Source organism: Streptomyces sp. NBC_01016 (assembly GCF_026341035.1).
In the GTDB taxonomy this organism is placed as follows: domain Bacteria; phylum Actinomycetota; class Actinomycetes; order Streptomycetales; family Streptomycetaceae; genus Streptomyces.
The window spans coordinates 2,809,314-2,826,690 of sequence record NZ_JAPEOQ010000002.1 but is presented as its reverse complement, the minus strand read 5'-3'; the positions used below and the strand labels follow the sequence as shown (position 1 = coordinate 2,826,690).

General features: G+C 70.7%; 17 protein-coding genes. 9 read left to right on the top strand and 8 right to left on the bottom strand.

Going from position 1 to position 17,377, the window contains the following annotated elements:
* Window positions 1–16: 16 nt before the first annotated feature.
* The 3 genes from OG746_RS39650 to OG746_RS39640 form a co-directional block, all read right to left on the bottom strand.
* Window positions 17–916 (bottom strand): hydroxyquinol 1,2-dioxygenase, encoded by a 900-nt coding sequence (locus tag OG746_RS39650; RefSeq protein WP_266723572.1) that lies wholly within the window; start codon window positions 914–916, stop codon window positions 17–19.
* Window positions 913–1,968 (bottom strand): maleylacetate reductase, encoded by a 1,056-nt coding sequence (locus tag OG746_RS39645; protein ID WP_266723570.1) that lies wholly within the window; start codon window positions 1,966–1,968, stop codon window positions 913–915. The genes OG746_RS39650 and OG746_RS39645 overlap by 4 nt, the downstream gene beginning before the upstream one ends.
* A gap of 85 nt (window positions 1,969–2,053) precedes the next feature.
* Entirely contained in the window at window positions 2,054–2,920 is an 867-nt protein-coding gene (locus tag OG746_RS39640) for an IclR family transcriptional regulator (RefSeq protein WP_266723568.1), read from the bottom strand.
* 187 nt (window positions 2,921–3,107) lie between these two features.
* Between OG746_RS39640 and OG746_RS39635 the strand changes: the two genes are divergently transcribed.
* Entirely contained in the window at window positions 3,108–3,704 is a 597-nt protein-coding gene (locus OG746_RS39635) for a nuclear transport factor 2 family protein (protein ID WP_266723566.1), read from the top strand.
* 41 nt (window positions 3,705–3,745) lie between these two features.
* On the opposite strand, the gene OG746_RS39630 is transcribed toward OG746_RS39635, so the two are convergent.
* Together OG746_RS39630 and OG746_RS39625 are read right to left on the bottom strand one after the other, a co-directional pair.
* Window positions 3,746–5,008 (bottom strand): amidase, encoded by a 1,263-nt coding sequence (locus OG746_RS39630; protein ID WP_266723564.1) that lies wholly within the window; start codon window positions 5,006–5,008, stop codon window positions 3,746–3,748.
* Complete coding sequence (locus OG746_RS39625; RefSeq protein WP_266723562.1) at window positions 5,005–5,289, bottom strand: hypothetical protein; 285 nt, start codon at window positions 5,287–5,289, stop codon at window positions 5,005–5,007. Before OG746_RS39625 ends, OG746_RS39630 begins: the two co-directional genes overlap by 4 nt.
* Window positions 5,290–5,466: 177 nt before the next feature.
* Between OG746_RS39625 and OG746_RS39620 the strand changes: the two genes are divergently transcribed.
* The 5 genes from OG746_RS39620 (at window position 5,467) to OG746_RS39600 (ending at window position 10,898) form a co-directional block, all read left to right on the top strand.
* Complete coding sequence (locus OG746_RS39620; protein WP_266723560.1) at window positions 5,467–6,669, top strand: acyl-CoA dehydrogenase family protein; 1,203 nt, start codon at window positions 5,467–5,469, stop codon at window positions 6,667–6,669.
* A complete protein-coding gene (locus tag OG746_RS39615; protein ID WP_266723559.1) occupies window positions 6,666–7,964 on the top strand; it encodes an aromatic ring-hydroxylating oxygenase subunit alpha in 1,299 nt (432 codons plus the stop codon). Before OG746_RS39620 ends, OG746_RS39615 begins: the two co-directional genes overlap by 4 nt.
* Window positions 7,957–8,484 (top strand): aromatic-ring-hydroxylating dioxygenase subunit beta, encoded by a 528-nt coding sequence (locus OG746_RS39610; protein WP_266723558.1) that lies wholly within the window; start codon window positions 7,957–7,959, stop codon window positions 8,482–8,484. Before OG746_RS39615 ends, OG746_RS39610 begins: the two co-directional genes overlap by 8 nt.
* On the top strand, window positions 8,481–9,434 hold the full coding sequence (locus OG746_RS39605; RefSeq protein ID WP_266723557.1) for a PDR/VanB family oxidoreductase: 954 nt from the start codon (window positions 8,481–8,483) through the stop codon (window positions 9,432–9,434). Before OG746_RS39610 ends, OG746_RS39605 begins: the two co-directional genes overlap by 4 nt.
* A 63-nt stretch (window positions 9,435–9,497) precedes the next feature.
* Entirely contained in the window at window positions 9,498–10,898 is a 1,401-nt protein-coding gene (locus OG746_RS39600; RefSeq protein ID WP_266723555.1) for an MFS transporter, read from the top strand.
* A gap of 44 nt (window positions 10,899–10,942) precedes the next feature.
* On the opposite strand, the gene OG746_RS39595 is transcribed toward OG746_RS39600, so the two are convergent.
* The 3 genes from OG746_RS39595 to OG746_RS39585 all read right to left on the bottom strand — a co-directional run bounded on the left by OG746_RS39595 (window position 10,943) and on the right by OG746_RS39585 (window position 13,517).
* A complete protein-coding gene (locus tag OG746_RS39595) occupies window positions 10,943–11,227 on the bottom strand; it encodes a hypothetical protein (RefSeq protein WP_266723553.1) in 285 nt (94 codons plus the stop codon).
* A 5-nt stretch (window positions 11,228–11,232) separates the two neighbouring features.
* Window positions 11,233–11,823 carry a DUF5994 family protein gene (locus OG746_RS39590; protein WP_323179736.1) on the bottom strand — a complete coding sequence of 197 codons (591 nt, stop codon included), beginning with the start codon at window positions 11,821–11,823 and terminating at the stop codon, window positions 11,233–11,235.
* A 266-nt stretch (window positions 11,824–12,089) separates the two neighbouring features.
* Window positions 12,090–13,517 carry an MFS transporter gene (locus tag OG746_RS39585; protein ID WP_266723552.1) on the bottom strand — a complete coding sequence of 476 codons (1,428 nt, stop codon included), beginning with the start codon at window positions 13,515–13,517 and terminating at the stop codon, window positions 12,090–12,092.
* Between the two features lie 104 nt (window positions 13,518–13,621).
* Here OG746_RS39585 and OG746_RS39580 point away from each other — a divergent pair, with 104 nt between their 5' ends.
* The 3 genes from OG746_RS39580 (at window position 13,622) to OG746_RS39570 (ending at window position 16,703) form a co-directional block, all read left to right on the top strand.
* The gene (locus OG746_RS39580) at window positions 13,622–14,191 is read left to right on the top strand and encodes a TetR/AcrR family transcriptional regulator (protein WP_266723550.1); all 570 of its coding nucleotides are present in this window, start codon (window positions 13,622–13,624) and stop codon (window positions 14,189–14,191) included.
* Between the two features lie 231 nt (window positions 14,192–14,422).
* On the top strand, window positions 14,423–15,433 hold the full coding sequence (locus OG746_RS39575; protein WP_266723549.1) for an alpha/beta fold hydrolase: 1,011 nt from the start codon (window positions 14,423–14,425) through the stop codon (window positions 15,431–15,433).
* Between the two features lie 361 nt (window positions 15,434–15,794).
* Complete coding sequence (locus OG746_RS39570; protein ID WP_266723548.1) at window positions 15,795–16,703, top strand: AraC family transcriptional regulator; 909 nt, start codon at window positions 15,795–15,797, stop codon at window positions 16,701–16,703.
* Window positions 16,704–17,377 lie beyond the last annotated feature (674 nt).

The window sequence follows — 17,377 nt, the reverse complement described above, 5'->3', positions numbered from 1 at the left end:
CGGGGCGAGCCGCCCTTCAGGCCTTCGCGGGCGCGAGGACGATGTCGAAGCGTGCCCGCGTCCAGGGTCCCTGGACGATCCGGCCGTCCGGGGTGGGGGCGGCGGGCTGCTGCTCGAAGTCCTTCACCAGGGAGTCCCGGACGCCGAACACCGCGTCGGAGTCGAGGAGTTCGTCGCCGCGTACGAAGATGTGGGTCACCAGCGTGCGGCAGTCCTCATGCGTGACCTTGAAGTGCAGGTGCGAGGCGCGCATCGGAGAGCGGCCCACCGATTTCAGCAGCTCCCCCACCGGGCCGTCGTGCGGGATCGGATACGGCGTCGGGGTGACCGCCCAGAAGCGGAACCGCCCCTGGGAGTCGGTGACCAGATGGCCGCGCGCGGCAGTCCGGTGGTCGTCGTGCTGGACGTCGTAGTGTCCGGTCTCGTCCGCCTCCCACACCTCGATCCGGGCCCCCGCCAGTGGTGTGCCGGCCGTGTCGATGACCGTCCCCTCGACCCAGCAGGGTTCCCCGGGCGCACCGGCGGAGATGTCGCCGCCGAGCGGTACGGCGGGCGAGTCCTCCACGAAGAAGGGGCCGAAGACGGTGGCCTCGGTGGCGTCGCCGTGCGCCTCGTTGTTGACGGTGACGGTCTGCATGGACGCGCCGAGGACGTCGGACAGGAGGATGAACTCCTGGCGGCGGTCGTCGGTGATGTCGCCGCAGCGGGTGAGGAAGTCGATGGCCCGGTTCCACTCCTCCTCCGTGAGCCGGACCTCCCGGACGTAGGCGTGCAGATGACGCACGAGGCCGCTCATCAGCTGCCGCAGCCGGGGGTCCGGGCAGCTGTCGAAGGAGGCCGTGACGCGGTCGGTGAGTTCTGCCTCGCGGAGCTGCTGTTCGGGGCCGGGCGCCGTCCCGGTCGGGTGGGTGGTCATCGGGGGATGTCTCCTTCCCAGGCCGCGCGCAGCAGTGCGCTGAGCCGGTCCCGGGTCACGGGGGCGGGGTTGCCTTCCGGTACGGCGGCGAGGACGGGTTCCACGGCTTCGGCGATGCCGCTCTCCGGCATGCCCAGTTCCTTGAGCGAAGTGGGCGCGTCCAGGCGGGCGTAGAGGGCGGCCAGCCCCTCGGTGGCGGTGGGTGCGTCGAGTGCTGCGGCGACCCTGCGCTCGGCCTCGGGGGCGTGGGGTGCGTTGAGGGCCAGGACGTGCGGCAGGACGACGGCGTGGGTCTGCGCGTGCGGGAGGTCGAAACGGCCGCCCAGCACATGGCAGATCTTGTGGTGCAGGCCGGATCCCGCGGAGGCGAAGACGACCGCGGCCAGGTAGGCGCCGTAGAGCATCTGCTCGTGCCCCGCCAACCGGTCGGGGTGCGCGCCGACTTCGGGCAGACCGGCGCTCAGCGCGCGGGCCGCCTCTTGTGCCATCGCTCGGTCGATGGGGTCGGCGCGCGGCCCCCACATCGCGTCGACGCAGTGTGCGAGGGCGTTGAGGCCGCTGGCGACCGCGAGCGCGCCGGGGAGGGTGAGCAGGAGCGAGGCGTCGTAGACGACGGTGGCCGGGAGCACCGCGGCGTCCACGCCGGTGGTCTTGACGCCGTCCCGGGTCAGCCCCCAGACGTTGGTCGCCTCCGAGCCGGCGTAGGTGGTGGGGACGGCGACGATCGGCAGTTTGGTGGTGAGGGCGACGGCCTTGGCGAGGCCGGTCGCCGAGCCTCCTCCGACACACACCAGGGCGTCGGCGGCGTGCTCGTGCGCGACCGCGCGGGCCCGCTCGGCGGCCTCGACCGGGACGTGCTCGACCACCTCGTCGTGGACCCGCGCCCCGGTCAGGTGCGCGGAGAGCTCCGTGGTCAGGGCTCTGGCGGAGGGGCCGCCGACGATCAGGACGCGTCCCGATCCGAGCCGGGCCACTTCGTCGACGACGGTGCGGACGGCCTCCCCCGGCGCGAACACGGCGCGCTGCGCGGGGGTTTCGTGTGCGAACTTCATTCCGCCCATACTGCCTGGGTCGAGGGTGCGGAGCAGTGAGGCAGTCCGGTGGCCGGACCGACGGACTCCACCACCCGTCGCCCCCTCAGCCCGCCATGCCGACCCGCGGTCCGGGGCCCGTATGGGAGGAGTTCTGTCGGTACAGGCCTCGGCCGATGTCGGCCGCCGTCGCCAACAGTGCGTGGATCAGCTGCTGGTCGTCGCGGCGGTCGGCCGGGACCGTCGCGGCGATCGTGCCGATGACCCGGTCACCCCCGAAGTACATGATCGGCACGGCGAAGCTCTTGTAGCCGTGCATGCACGACTCCCGCTCCTGGGCCCATCGGCGGGCGCGGATCTGGGCCAGCTCGGCGCGCAGCGCCGCCGGGTCGAGCCGGTCGGAGGACGGGGATCCGTCGGCGCGCTGCGCCACTAGCTCCGCGATCACGTCCTCCTGGTCGTCGCTGTAGGCCAGGAGGACCCGCCCGGAGACGGTGAGCGGCCGGGACACGTTCGAACCGACGGCCGCGACGACGGCTGCCTCCCGGCGGCCGCCGAGGCGTTCCAGGTAGCAGCAGTCGGTGCCGTGCGGCACGGCCAGGTGGACCACGGCCTGGGTCGCGGCCCGCAGATCCAGCATCGCCGGGCGCGCGACCGCCCGCAGATGGGCCGGTCCGGGGACCAGTCGGCCCAGCTCGAAGATGCGCCAGCCGAGCTGGTACCCGTCCGGCGTGCGGCTGAGATAGCCGAGTTGGACGAGCTCGGTTCCGATCCGGTGCACGGTCGCCTTGGGCACGCCGGAACGGCGGCTGAGCTCGCTCAGACCGAGGCAGGTCGAGCCGGAGGAGAAGGCTCCGAGCACCAGATGCGCCTTGCCGAGCACGGAGCTCATGTGCGGTTCGGGGGCCGCGGGCCCGGCCTCCGGGGCGGCCTGCTCCGCGGTGTCGAGTTCTGCCTGGGCGCTCGCGCGCATACCGCTTCCCCTCGCCGATACCAATGACCAAAGGTGATTGTTCAAACTTCGTGAACCTCTTGGCAACCCCCCTTCGGCCGCGAACACGCACCCCTGTGACGACCCGATGACGGCCGGTTACGCGGCGCCGATCCGCCCAGTGGACCGAGCGGTTCCCTCCGGGACGCGCGGCGGCGAGGCTGCCGACATGAGTAGCCAAGACACCATCGACACCCTGGTCAAGCGCATCGAGGTCCTCGAGGGCGAGGCCGACATCCGCCGTATTCAGGCCCGTTACATGTTCCTGTGCGACACACCGTGCCCGGAGTACGGGGTCGACAGCGACGAGCAGCGCATCGAGCTGATCCTCGACCTCTACTCCGACGACGCCATCTGGGAGGGCGTCGGCGAGTACTACGACAGCCAGTTCGGCCGGGCCGAGGGCAAGGAGGCGATCCGCGCGCACTTCAACCGCTTCTGGCCGCAGGACCAGGACCCGAAGCTGCTCCTGAACGCCCACTGGCTCACCTCGGAGCAGATCCATGTGTACGGGGACGAGGCCGACGGCCAGTGGATCCACTTCCAGCCCTGGCTCTTCGAGGACGGCAAGTCCCTGATCCGCGCCAGCCGGCTCAACAACGCGTTCCGCAGGATCGACGGCGTATGGAAGATCACCCGGACCCGGACCGAGAACGTCGCCATCGCCGACCTGCCCGACTTCTTCGCCGGCAGCTATCCGAAGCGGTCCGTGCTGCTCAAGGAGCCGGGGACGAACCACACGAATGAGCACGCTGCCGGCGCCTGAGCGACTCTCCCCATTCCTCTCCTCAACGGGCCGGGATTTCCTCACCCGTTGAGGCTTCGCTCCACCCAGACCGCAGCACGCAGGGCTGCCGCCTCGGATCCCGCGATCACTTGGAGTCCGAGCGGCAGCCCTGCCGCGTTTCGCAGCCCCGGCACGGCCACCGTGGGCAGACCGAGGGCCTGCCACGGGCGGCTGAGCACCGGATCGCCGGTGGCGTCGAGCCCCTGCGGAGCCGCCCCGGGCGCGGCAGGGCCGAGCACTGCGTCGTACTGGGTGAGGAGCGCGCCGAGTTCGGTGCGTGCCGCGGCGACCAGTCGGCACGCGGCGCGGTAGTCGGATTCCGAGGTGGCCGCACCGGTTCGGAGAAGCCCGGCCAGGGGTGCGCTGAGTTGATCGGCCCGCTCCAGCTCGGCGGAGCGCTCGCGCGCCGCCTCGTAGGCCATCACCACCGGGTGCGCCGTGGTCACTTCGGCGATCAGTGCCTCCAGCGGGAAGGCGTCAATCGTCGCGCCGTGTCCGGTGAGCCGGGCCTCGGCGGAGTCGAGCGCCGCACCCATTTCGTCGGACACGGCTGCCAAGGGGGCCGCGTTCCAGAGCGCGATCCGTGGGGCGGTGTGTGCGTCGCGGGCCGGGTCCGGCTCGCCGGTGAGGGCCGCCCAGGCGAGGGAGACATCGGCGGCGCCCGCCGCGTACACACCGTGGGCGTCGAGGCTGGGGCTGAGGCCGGCGACACCGTCGGTGGACAGGTGCCCGTGGCGCAGGACGAGCGAGGCGACACCGCAGTACGCGGCCGGCCGGGTCACCGACCCCGCGGTCTGGGAGCCGATCGCCAGCGGGACCTGCCCGGAGGCGACCGCCGCGGCCGAGCCGCTGGAGGAACCGCCGGGCGTGTGCCGCAGGTTGGCGGGGTTGCGGGTCGGGCCGGGTGCGAAGAAGGCGAACTCCGTGGTCACGGTCTTGCCGACGGGGATCGCCCCGGCCGCACGCCAGGCCTCCACGACCGGGGCGTCCCGCTCGGCGGGGCCGGCGTCGGCCCGCAGCACCGATCCGCAGCGGGTGGGCAGCCCGCCCAGGTCGATGATGTCCTTGACGCCCATCGGGACGCCGCCCAGAGCCCCGGTACGTACGGCCGCGGCGCTGTCCGCGGCGCTTTCATCGAAGGCCACCCAGGCACGTACCCGCTCCTCGGTCCCCGCGATACGGTCGCGGCTGCGCCGCAGGGCCGCCTCGGGAGTGGTCCGCCCGGACCTCAGATCGGCGACGAGTTCACTCAGGGACCAGGGCTGTCGAACGGTGTCACTCACTGTTCCCTCCACTGCGCATCCGCCTCCCAGAAGTCCACGCCACCTGCGCTCACACCGTGCCGCCAGTCGGAGGTGCGCCGCAGATCGGGTTCGACCGCCGCGGTCTCCGCGTCCGCCGCGTCCGGGCCGTCCTGGGGAACACCCCAGTGCACCCAGCCGAGTTCACGGCCCGCCGCGTCGTGGACGAACAGGTCGACGTGTTTCCAGCCGTAGCCGTGGTTGTCGTTGTAGCAGGTGAGGGTCATCCGCGGGGCGCGGTCGACCGGCTCGTTCTCATTCATGCTCAGCCACTCCTCCTTTTCCATGCTCCACCTCTGGATCCGACCACATCGCCCTGCCACTTCCGCCGGGTCGGTCCACTCACCGGTCCGACCCGTCGCATCGGCCCACTCGATGGCTGAGCATCCCGTTGGGCCTCGAACCAGCGTGGGGCCCTGAACCGGCCGGAAGGAGCCGACATGGGTGACGCCCCCGAGCCCATAGCGGGCACGAAGTGGCAGGCGGTGCTTTCGGAACTCCGCGAGCGACGGGCAGAGTTCAACGCCCAGGGGTACGTCCCCCGTGACTTCATCGAGAAGTTCATGCCGTTCGGTGTGTACCGGCACGCCACCCCGATCCGGTTCGGGGGAAATGTGCTGCCGCCCCATCGGTTCCTCAGGCTCGTCGAGGAGGTGGGCCGCGTCGACGGGTCCACCGCCTGGGTGGTGGGCTTCGCCTCCGCCAACACCTACCTCGGCGCGCTCCCCGTGGAGACGCAGAAGGAGATCTACCGCGACGGCCCGGACGTCGTCGTGGCCGGTGGCCTCTTCCCGATGCAGAAGGCCGAGCGGACCGCGGACGGTTTCCGGGTGAGCGGCCGGTGGAAGTTCGCCAGCGGATGCATGGCCGCCGACTACATCAACGTAGGCCTGTTGGACGAGTCCGCGGGCGGGCAGCCGCGGGCGGCTCTCCTCCCTGCCGATCAGGTGGCCATCGTCCAGGACTGGGACGTGAGCGGGATGCGCGCATCGGGCTCCTTCGACACGGTGCTCGAGGACGTCGAGATCCCGCTGGAGTGGACCTACATCCGCGGCGGCGCCTCACAGATCGACGAACCCCTCTTCCGCTACCCCCTGTTGGCGTACCAGGCGCAGTGCCATGCGGCCATCGGACTCGGCGTGGCCCTGGGCGCCCTTGACTACGCGCAGCAATCGGGCTCCTACCGGGGCATCACGGGCGCTCCGCCGATCGGCGAACGAGCCTACTACCGCACGGAGTTCGCGCGGGCCTACGTGGCGCTGCAGTCGGCACGCCGCTACTTCCTGGACGTCGCGGAGGAGGTGTGGGAGACCGTCAGCGCGGGGAAGGCGGCGAGTGCCGATCAGATCGCGCGCATCCGGCTCAGCGCCGTCCACATCGCCGACACCGCTGCCCAGGTCGTCCACGACCTGTCCAAGGTGTCCGGGGCGGCGATCATCCAGAACTCGCACCCTCTGAACCGGATCCGCCTCGACGCGCAGGTCCCCCAGTTGCACGCCTCGCTCAGCCAGCACATCTACGACGACGCCGGGGCCGTCCTGCTGGGCCTCGACCCGACCACCCCCGGCTTCCTGGGCCCCACACACCCACGTAACGACCCGGACCGCCCCAGGAGCAGCAACACCGAGGAGAAGACAGCATGACCATCGATTTCACCCCGGCCACCATCCACCAGCTGGAACCGTCCGATCTCGTACAGGAGGACCGTGTCGCCGCACGGGTCTACACCGACCCGGAGATCTTCGAGCGCGAGATGACGCAGATCTTCGAGAAGACCTGGATCTGGGTGGCGCACGAGAGCGAGCTGCCCAAGCCGGGCAGCTTCAAATCCACGTACGTGGGCCGCAATTCGGTGATCGTCACCCGGGACCGCAAGGGCGCCATCCATACGCTGGTCAACCGCTGCCGGCACCGCGGCGCCAGCCTGTGCGAGAAGCCGCGCGGCGAGGCCAACGGCTTCACCTGCCCGTACCACGCCTGGTCGTACGGCCTGGACGGGCGGCTGCGCGGCATCCCCTACCCCGACGGCTACGAGGGGGTGATGAGCAAGGACGAGATGGGCCTGCACAAGCTGCGCACCGAGAGCTACCGCGGCCTGATCTTCGCCACCTTCGACCAGGACGCGGAGCCGCTGGAGGAGTTCCTCGGCGATGTGCGGCTGTGGGCCGACCGGTTCTTCAAGCAGGGCGGCGGCTATCCGCTCAAGGTGCTCGGCACCCACCGTTTCAGGTTCCGGGGCAACTGGAAGATCCAGTTGGAGAACACCACCGACGGCTACCACTTCCCGATCGTGCACCGCTCCTGGATGAGCTCGGTGGACGGCGAGACGGCCGACATGCTGAGCTTCATGACCGACCCGGCCTCCACCTGCCACGACCTCGGCAACGGGCACAGCGTGATGCACATGGTGCCGGCGCACATCGACCTCGACGCCGATGACGGCAGCGAACCCTTGCAACCCCGATTCGACGGCCTGGTCGCCGAGTTGAGGGAGGGCGGGGCCGACGATGCGCAGATCCGCAAGCTGGTGCGCGCGATGCACGGCACCGGATCGAACCTGAACCTGTTCCCCAACGTCGGCCTCTCCTCGGCGTTCTTCCGGGTGCTGCGTCCGGTCAGCGTCGACGAGACGATCATCGAGCACGTGGCGCTCGGCGTGGACGCCCCCGAGGAGATCGCAGGCCCGATCCGCCGCGAACGCCTGCGCATCCACGAGCACTTCCAGGGACCCTTCGGTTTCGGCACACCCGACGACGCCGAGGGCTGGGACCGCGTGCAGCGCGGCGCCCAGGCCTGCCCGGAGATGCCGATCATGGTGAACCGCGGCCTGAAGCGCGAGGCCGACGCCCCCGAGGGCTGGGCCACTTCGCACAGCACCGACGAGACCGGTATGCGGGCCGCGTACCGGATGTGGAAGAAGATGATGAGCAATGGCTGACACCGCCACCACGATCACCGACGCCCCCGGGGCCACCCTCTCCGACCCGCGCGTCGTGCGGGCCATCGAACTCCTCTGGCACGAGGCCGACTTGCTCGACCGCAAGGAGTACCGGGCCTGGAGCGGGCTCTACGCAGAGGACGGCATCTACGTCATCCCGCTCGATCCCACCACCGAGGACTTCGACGACCAGCTGAACATGGTCTACGACGACGCCCGGATGCGCGCCATGCGCGTGGCGCGCCTCACCGAGGGATACGCCATCGCGGCGGTCGACTCGGCCAGGACCGTGCGTACCGTGTCGCGGTTCGTGCCCGTGGAGACCACCGACGGGTCGGTGTCGTTGCGTGCCGCCCAGGTCCTCGTCGCCTACAAGCGGGGCCGCCACCAACTGTGGGCCGGGGACGTCGAGTTCACGGTCCGGTTCGGTGCGGACCGGTCGGAGGACCGGATCGTGCGCAAGGTGATCCGCCTTGTGGACGCCGAGGACGCCGTGCCCGCCGCGGGGTTCCTGCTGTGAGCGTCGCCGTCCAGGTCTCCGAGATCGTGGAGGAGAGCGCGGCGGTCCGCTCCCTGCGGCTGCGCAGGGCCGACGGCGCCGCGTTCGGCCCCTTCGCCGCCGGCGCGCACGTCGACGTGACCGGCCCGACGGGGGTCATGCGCCAGTACTCGCTGGCGGGTGACCCGGCCGACCGCTCGTCCGTCCTCATCGCGGTGAAGCGGGAGGCGGAGTCCCGGGGCGGCTCGGCCGCGCTCCACCGGACGGCGGTCGGCGACGAGTTGACGATCGGACCGCCCCGGAACCTGCTGGGTATCGCCGACGGAGCCGACCGGCATCTGCTGGTGGCCGGCGGCATCGGCGTCACCCCACTGCTGAGCATGGCCTACGAACTCCACCGCCGCGGCGCCGACTTCGCGCTGCACTACTTCGTACGGTCACGAGCCGAGCTCGCCTTCGGCGACCTGCTGGAGCGCCGCGCCGAGTTCCGCGACCGGGTCACTCTCCACATCGGCCGACCGCGGTCCGAACACCCGGACATCCTGGGCTCGTTGACCGCCCCACTGAGCACTGCCAGCCATGTCTACACCTGCGGCCCGGTCGGCTTCATGGATCAGGTCACCGCCGTCTTCGCGCCGGTCGTGGGCGAGGCGCAGGTCCATGTCGAGCACTTCTCGGCGGAGCCGGTCGACGCCTCGGACAACACGCCGTTCACGGTGGAGCTCGACACCGGCGAGGAGTTCGAGGTCCCCGCGGACCGGTCGATCCTCTCCGTGCTCGAGGAGGCGGGCATCCCGGTCGGCAAGTCCTGCGAGGAGGGCATCTGCGGCTCGTGTGTCTCCGGCCTCCTGGAAGGCACCGCCGACCATCGCGACCACTGCCTGTCGGCCGCCGAGCACGCGGCCGGCACGGAGATCGCCCTCTGCGTGTCACGGGCGCGCTCCGACCGGCTCCGTATCGAGCTGTACTGACCGGCGGCACACCACCCTCCGACTGCGTGCCGAAACTCCCCTCACAGGCACCGAGGTAGACACATGACCGAGCAGATATCGGCGGCGGACACACCGACCGCGCCGGAGCCGCCCCGCACCGGCATCGTCCGCATCGCCATGGCCAGTGGCGTGGGCACCTCCCTGGAGTTCTACGACTTCGCCATCTACGGGACGGCGACCACGCTCGTCCTCACCGACACCTTCTTCCAGACCGACGACGCCTGGTTCGGCACCTTCCTCGGGCTCGCGACCTTCGCCATCGGCTTCCTGATGGCCCCGCTCGGCGCGGCCGGGTTCGGCTGGCTCGGCGACCGGTACGGCCGGCGCTTCGCGCTTCTGCTCACCTTCATCGGCATGGGCGCGGCGACCGTCCTGATGGGTGTGCTGCCGACCTACGCCCAGATCGGTGTCGCGGCGCCACTGCTCCTGGTCGTACTTCGGATGGCACACGGCCTGTTCCGCGGCGGCGAGACCGGCGGCGCTGCCGCCCTGGCCATCGAGCACGCCCCCGATGAAAAGCGGGCCCGGTACGGCGTGTTCGTCGCGCTCGGCTCGCCGTTCGGGACGATCCTCGCCAACCTGGCGTTCGCCGCCGTGCTCTTCCTCCCGGACTCCAGCGTCGAGTCATGGGGCTGGCGGCTGCCCTTCCTCGCCGGTGGCGTCGCCATCGTCATCGGCATCTGGATCCGCCGCGGTGTGGCGGAGAGCCCGGTCTTCCAGCAGATGGTGCGCGAGGAGGGCGAGACACTCAAGGACCGGCGCCCGGTCGCCGACGTCTTCCGCTCCAACTGGCGGCGCGTACTGCTGGCCGCGGGCGTGAACATCGGCCTGAACTCCTGCACGTTCGCGCTGGTCACCTTCATGATGTCCTACGCGACATCGGCCGCCCCTGACGGTCTCGGGCTGCCCCGGCAGGAGGTGGTCAACGCCAGCACCCTCGGCCTGCTGGTCCACGCGGCCAGCAACGTCCTCGGGGCCTGGGCATCGGACCGGTTCGGCCGGCGACCGGTCATGTTCACCGGAGTGCTCGCGTCGCTGGTCGCGGCGCTGGTCATCTTCCCCATCGCCGGAATGGGCTCCATCGGCGCCCTCACCGGCGCGCTGATGCTCGGCTTCGCGACGACCGGGCTGCTCTTCGGCCCGATGTACACCTTCTTCACCGAGCTCTTCCCCCGCGACCAGCGGCAGTCCGGGATGGGCATCGCCTTCCACCTCGGGGCGGTCCTCGGCGGCGGCATCTCCCCGCTGGTCGCGAACCGGATCATCGCCGCGACCGGAAACGCGATGAACGTCGGCTACTACCTCGCCGGCACCTGCGTCCTCTCCCTGGTGTGTCTGACGGCCCTCCCGGAGACGGCGCCCCGGGCGCTGCGCCGCCTGCACCCGAACCAGACCGCCAGCACGCCACCCGCCAAGGCACCGGACGCGGCCGACGTCCCGTGATCCGAATAGACGTCCCGTAACCGGAACACTCGACGCGGTACGGATCAGTGGGACTGCTTGTGCGTGGTGCGGTCGTGGCGGCGGCGTGCCCGGAACCGGCCGCGGCCGCCGTCGCGATGGTCGTGCCGGTCGGCCGGGACGGTCGGCGGCGGCTGGTCGGGCAGGGTTCCGGCGTCTGCCCCCTCGCCGGGATTCCGGCGGCCGGGCAGGAAGCGGCGGTAGGTGCGCAAGGCGATCCTTTCGGCGTGCTGGGCGTTGAGACGGTGGATCAGGTAGACGCCCATGGCGATCAGCACCAGGAAGGCGACCGAGGTGAGCATGGCGTCCATGCCCCTCACCGCCCCGCCACCGTGGGGCCGACGTGCGTGGACGTCGCGCCGCCCTCGTTCTCCCGCGAACCCTGCGAGATCTGCGGGGTCTGCGAGATCTGCGAGATCTGTGGCCGGTCGATCACGGCGGCGCCACGAAGGCGCGCGGTTTCCGCCGCCACGAGATCCGTGGCGCTCAGCCGAGGACCGTCCGGGGCGCAGGCGGCGACCATGAGCCGGTCCGCGCAGGCGGCACTCGTCTCGGGCGGAATCACCAGGAGATCGAAGCGGCGAGTCCCGTAGGACAGCAACAGCAGTGTGTGCGGGTCGAGTTCGGGGGTGAACCAGCCGGTCTTCACCACCCGCTGACCGACGGTCACCTTGCGCGGGACGACGGGCCAGAGCATCGGATTGACGGCGACACGCGTGATGCGGCCCCACAACGGGTCGAGTACGTCCACGAGTTCGGGAAGCTCGACGGTCAAGTCGCGCGAGTGGGGCCACCAGGCGCCGTCCAGCAGGCCGCGGCTCGTCGGGGACCTCAGCGCAACGCGGGCACCGGACGGCGGGGAGGGTGAGGGTGGAGTGGTGCGGGTGGGCGGGATGATCGCGATCACGATGCGAACCCGTCTCCGGAGCGACACGGGGGTCGCCCCGATGTATCCGATCACCGAGGACGAGACCCGCGTGGCTGCCGGAGTGCGAAATGCCCTCGGTGCCTCCACCGTACTCCTACGGGTGCGTTCGGTTACGGGTCCGACGAAGGCCGTTCCGCTTGCGTGGTGCAGGTGGCCGGCCGACCGTCCGAGCTTCGCGTCCGATCGGCCGAGCTTCCGCCCCGTGAACTGCCTCCAGGCGGACACCTGGAGGCAGTTCACGGGGTTCACCGCGCGCTGAGGTCGGGGCGCTGCTGCGACACAGGAGCGGTCTCGGGCGCGGGCTCAGGCGCGAGTACGGGCGCGGGCTCAGGCGTCGGCCGGGAGCTCACCAGCCACAGGCCGGTGCACACCGCGGCGGCCAGGGTGACGGCTCCGGCCACGACGAAGGCGCCTTCGAGACCCGCCTCGAAGGAGGCCCCACCGGACTGAAAGGCGCGGACCACGGCCCCGAGCACCGCCACACCGAGCACCGCGCCGATCTGCCGCGTGGTGCTGCTGACGCCCGAGGCGAGGCCGCCTTCCTGCGGGTCGACCGCCTGGATGGCGGCGCCGGTCAGCGGGGACATGGTCAGGGCGAAGCCGATGCCGACCATGGCGAGCCGCCACCACACGTTCGCGTAACCGGTGTCGGCGTGCACCCAGCCCAGCGCGACGAGCCCGAGCCCGGCCAGCGCCAGGCCGCCGGTGACGACGGACCGGTAGCCGTACCTGGCGGCGAGGCGGCCCGCGAAGGGGCTGACGACGACCATGGCGAGCGTGGCGGGCAGGGTCTGCAGTCCGGCCATCAGGATCGAGCTGCCCTGGACGTACACGAAGAACTGCGAGAAGAAGAAGTACGAGCCCATGAGCGCGAACCCCACCACGATCATCGCGGAGTTGGAGACGGTGAACAGCCGCTGACGGAACAGGCCCAGCGGCAGCATCGGTGCGGGGTGCCGTCGTTCCACGGCCACGAACGTGCCGAGCAGGACGGTCGCCGCCGCGAAGCCACCGAGGATCACCGGTGAGGTCCAGCCGCGCGAGCCGCCCTCGATCAGGGCGTAGGACAGCGTGCCGACCCCGAGGACGGACAGGATCGTGCCCGGGATGTCGAGGGCGCCGCGCTCCGGGGTGCGGGACTCCTTCAGGACGCGCCGGCCGGCCACCAGCAGGACCACGCCGATGGGCACGTTGACCAGGAAGATCGCGGGCCAGCCGAACGCCTGCGTAAGGGCGCCTCCGACCACGGGCCCGGCGGCCAGGCCGATACCGCTGAGCCCCGCCCACAGCCCGATCGCCCTGACCCGCTCCTTCGGGGCGGGATGCGCGGCCACCAGAAGTGCGAGCGAGGCGGGGCTCAGCGCCGCGGCCCCGACCCCTTGCAGCACCCGCCCGGCCACCAGCCAGCCGACCGAGGGCGCGACGCTGCACAGCACGGACGCCGCGGTGAACACCGCGACACCGCTCAGGTACACGCGCTTGCGGCCGAAGCGGTCGGCGAAGACTCCGCCGGACAGCAGCAGCATGGCGACCAGCAGGACGTAGGCGTCGACGATCCATTGCAGGCCGGTCAGTTCGGCACCCAGGCGGTGCTGCATGTCGGGCAGTGCCGCGCCGACGATCGTGTTGTCGAGCAGCACCATGAACTGCCCCAGACAGGTCACCACGAGCATGAAATCCCCTCTCACTCGCTTAACGCAGCCAGCGACTGCATTAAGCGAGACCATAGAGCAGCCCGCCACATAAAAGCAAGTGCGGACTGCGTTAAGGTGGGGGCATGGACGAGCAACAGCGCACCCGGCGGCCCGGCGGACGCAGCGCCCGCGTCGGCGCGGCGGTGCATCAGGCCGTCACCGACCTGGTGGGAGAACGCGGTTACGGCGGATTCACCGTCAGCGAGGTCGCGGCCCGCGCGGGAGTCGCCGACACCACCGTCTACCGCCGCTGGGGCAGCCTCGAAGAGCTGCTCACCGACGTGACGCTGACCCGCCTCAACGCGCGGTCACCGATGCCCGACACCGGGGACCTGGCCGGCGACCTGCGCACCTACGCGGCCCAGGTGGCCCAGGAGATCACCGGACCCGATGGCCTTGCCGTACTCCGCCTGACCGTCGCCCTGTCCGGCTCGGGACCCGAGGGCTTCCGCCTGCGCGACGACTTCCTCGGCGAACGGGCAAGTCAGATGCAGTCCATGCTCGACCGGGCACGCGAGCGCGGGGAGCGGTCCCTCGACGCGTTGGACGTCCTCGACCACGTCATGGCCCCGATGTACATCCGCGTCCTGTTCGGCGCGGGCCCGCTCACCCCGGAGTACCTGGACGGCCTGGTCGACCGGCTGCTGCGCTGACGCACGGACTGACGGGGATCAGTCCGGAACGGTCCTGACCACTCACGTCAGAACGGTCCTGACCACGCGGCCCATCGCCCAGCTCACGGAGCCCACCCCAGGAACGGAATCCACCCGCAACCGGCACGAAACCCTCCGCCACACCGCGCTTCGTACACTCGGCACACCGACCCCGGACACGACACCGGGATCCCGCACCCCTGCGGAGAACCGCTCGCTGGGAGAACGACCATGGCGCACGTCATCCCGATCCGCGGCTCGGCCGGCCGTGGGCCGGAGACCGGCAGCACGCTCACCTTCTCCACCGTCCACGGATACCGCCGCGCCTATCGGATCGCCGGTGAGGGCCCGGCCGTTCTGCTCATCCACGGAGTCGGGGCGTCCTCCGCGCACTGGGAGGACTGCTTCGCCGCCCTCGCGCGCCGGCACACCGTCATCGCCCCCGATCTGCTCGGCCACGGCGACTCGGCGAAGCCGCGCGCCGACTACTCGGTCGCCGCGTACGCGAACGGCCTGCGGGATCTCCTCGGCGTGCTCGGCGTCGAACGGGTCACCCTCGTCGGGCACTCCTTCGGTGGTGGTGTCGCGATGCAGTTCGCGTACCAGTTCCCCGAGCGCGTCGACCGGCTCGTACTGATCTCCACCGGCGGGGTCGGGCGCCAGGTGACTCCTGTGCTGCGGGCCGCGACCCTGCCCGGTGCGGGGCTCGCCCTCGGTCTACTGAAGGTGCCGGGCGCCCAGTTGTCGATCGCCGCGTTCGTCCGCGCCCTCCAACTCCTGGACACCGGACTCGGCGTGGACGCGGTCGACCTGGTCAATCTGGTCGACGCCCTGCCCGACCAGAACTCCCGCAACGCCTTCACCCGTACGCTGCGGGCCGTCGTCGACTGGCGCGGCCAGGTGGTCACCATGCTGGACCGCTGCTACCTGGCCCAGGGCATACCCACCCTCCTCGTCTGGGGCGACCGCGACAGCGTGCTGCCCGTGGACCACGCCCACACCGCGCACCTGGCGATGCCCGGCAGCCGCCTCGAGATCTTCCCGGGCGCAGGACACTTCCCGCACCACGCCGACCCCGCGCGGTTCGTCCGGCTCCTCCAGGAGTTCATCGCCACCACCACACCCGGCGACTGGAGCATCGAGCAGTGGCGCGAACTCCTGCGCACAGGACGCCCGGAGGACATCTACACGCGAGGCGTGGAACGCCAGTACCGCGAGGCAAGCGAACGCAGCGCGACGTGAGGCCGGCCCGATGGTTGGCCGGCCGTGGTGTGGGGACCCGCCGACTGGCCCCCACACCACGGCATTCGGCGGCGGTTGGCCTCCCCGCTGTCATCACAGGAGAGGATCCGCAGGCCCCCATACTCACAAGGCCACGCAATGGCGAACAGTGCACACAGCGAAGGCGTCTGTACATTGCACGAAACCCTCGCCCCACACGCTGGTGCTGTGCCAGGCTCTTCCTCATGTTGATCACTCGTTCCGCGCGTGGTCGCGAAGGCAAACGCCCGACAGACGGCAGCCACCCATGACGCTCCCGAGCTCACCCTCACAGGACAACTCCCCTATACGTACACACTTCTCCTCGGCCGACCCGGAGAGAGTGCGCACGTTCCTGGACTGCGCCTACGGGCTCAACATGCGTATGGACAACCCGGCCAACGGGCGCGATTTCCACCATGCGCGCAGCGACGCCGGCTCGTTCGCGGTCGACGACGTCGTCACGCCTCTGGATCTCGATGTCGCCGCCAGCATGGACTCGTTACTGATCCTCAGGCTGCACCGAGGCACCTTGGCGAGCCAGTGCGCAGGCTTCGACGAACGCTTCGCCGCCGGCGACGTCTTCGTCCAGTCCCTGCCCGACCGGCCCTACCGGTCCGTTACCCACGACGCCGCCTTGCAGGCAGTCCTGCTGCGTCCTGCCCTCCTGGAGGAGGCCGCCGGAAATCTGCCCAACGGGCAGCCCGGCACCTGGCAGTTCACCGGGCTCCGCCCTGCTTCCCCACGCCTGGCCGCGCTCTGGAAGAACACCGTCACCTACATCGCCGACCATCTGCTCGCCAATGACGAGGCTGCGGGCCAAGAGCTCCTCATCGGCAACGCCGCCCGCCTACTGGCTTCCACCGCCCTCGCTGTCATCCCCAACACCGCCCTGCCCCCTTCCCCGTCACGGCGGCCCAGCACTCCCACACCCGCCACCGTGCGCCGGGCGATGTCATTCATCGAGGCCGGCGCCCACCGCGACATCGGGCTCGCCGACATCGCGGCCGCCGCCCACGTCACCCCTCGTGCCCTTCAGTACGCCTTCCGCCGCCACCGGGACACGACACCCCTCGCCCACCTGCGCGCCGTGCGTCTGGCCAACGCGCACCGCGAACTCCTGGCAGCCGACCCCAGCACCACCACGGTGACCGCCGTCTCCGCCCGCTGGGGCTTCCTCCATCCCGGCCGCTTCACCGCCCAGTACCGCGCCACCTACGGACACGGCCCGACAACCACGCTGCGCCAATAGCCTCGCCCCCACGAAGGGTGACCATCACCAGCGCGACGAACATCGCGGTGCCCGCCCGCGCGCGCCGCCGCGCGCACGAGGGCGATCCGGCGTAGGGGCGTACTGTGCAATCAGGTACTTGTCGCTGCGCTCGGGCGCGGCGTATCCCACCCGCTAAGGGGGCACGATGAGGCCCTCGGGCTCAGGTGAATCATCCGGGTACGCGGCGCAGCTACGGATGCGGGAGCGCGCCCGCGTGATGCGGGAGCGCGCCTTCCAGCAGGGCAAGCGGGCTCAGCGGATGTGTGCGGACGCCCGCAAGATGCGGGCGGCAGCGGCGAGGTCGCGGGGCCACTGACTGCCGCACCTTCCTGGTTCCGCGGGTCCGTCCCGGTCTCCCCGATTCGTGAACCTCTGGGTCAACGACCATGACAAGATCGGCCGTTGCTACCGGGGTGCCCGATATACATGCTGGACACCTCCGCCCGCCGAACCCCACGGAGAGATTCCGCGTGACATCCGCCCCGAGCGCCCCCCCCCCATTACCTTCTTCGTAGCCCCGCAACGGGGTTACCGGCCTTCGGAGTTGGCATGACTACCTCCCCTTGTCGAGATCATGGCCTGGGGGGTGGTGTCACCGGCTCCGGAGGCACTGACAGACCACTAATTAGGGGCATGACCACCGGCCTTTTCGC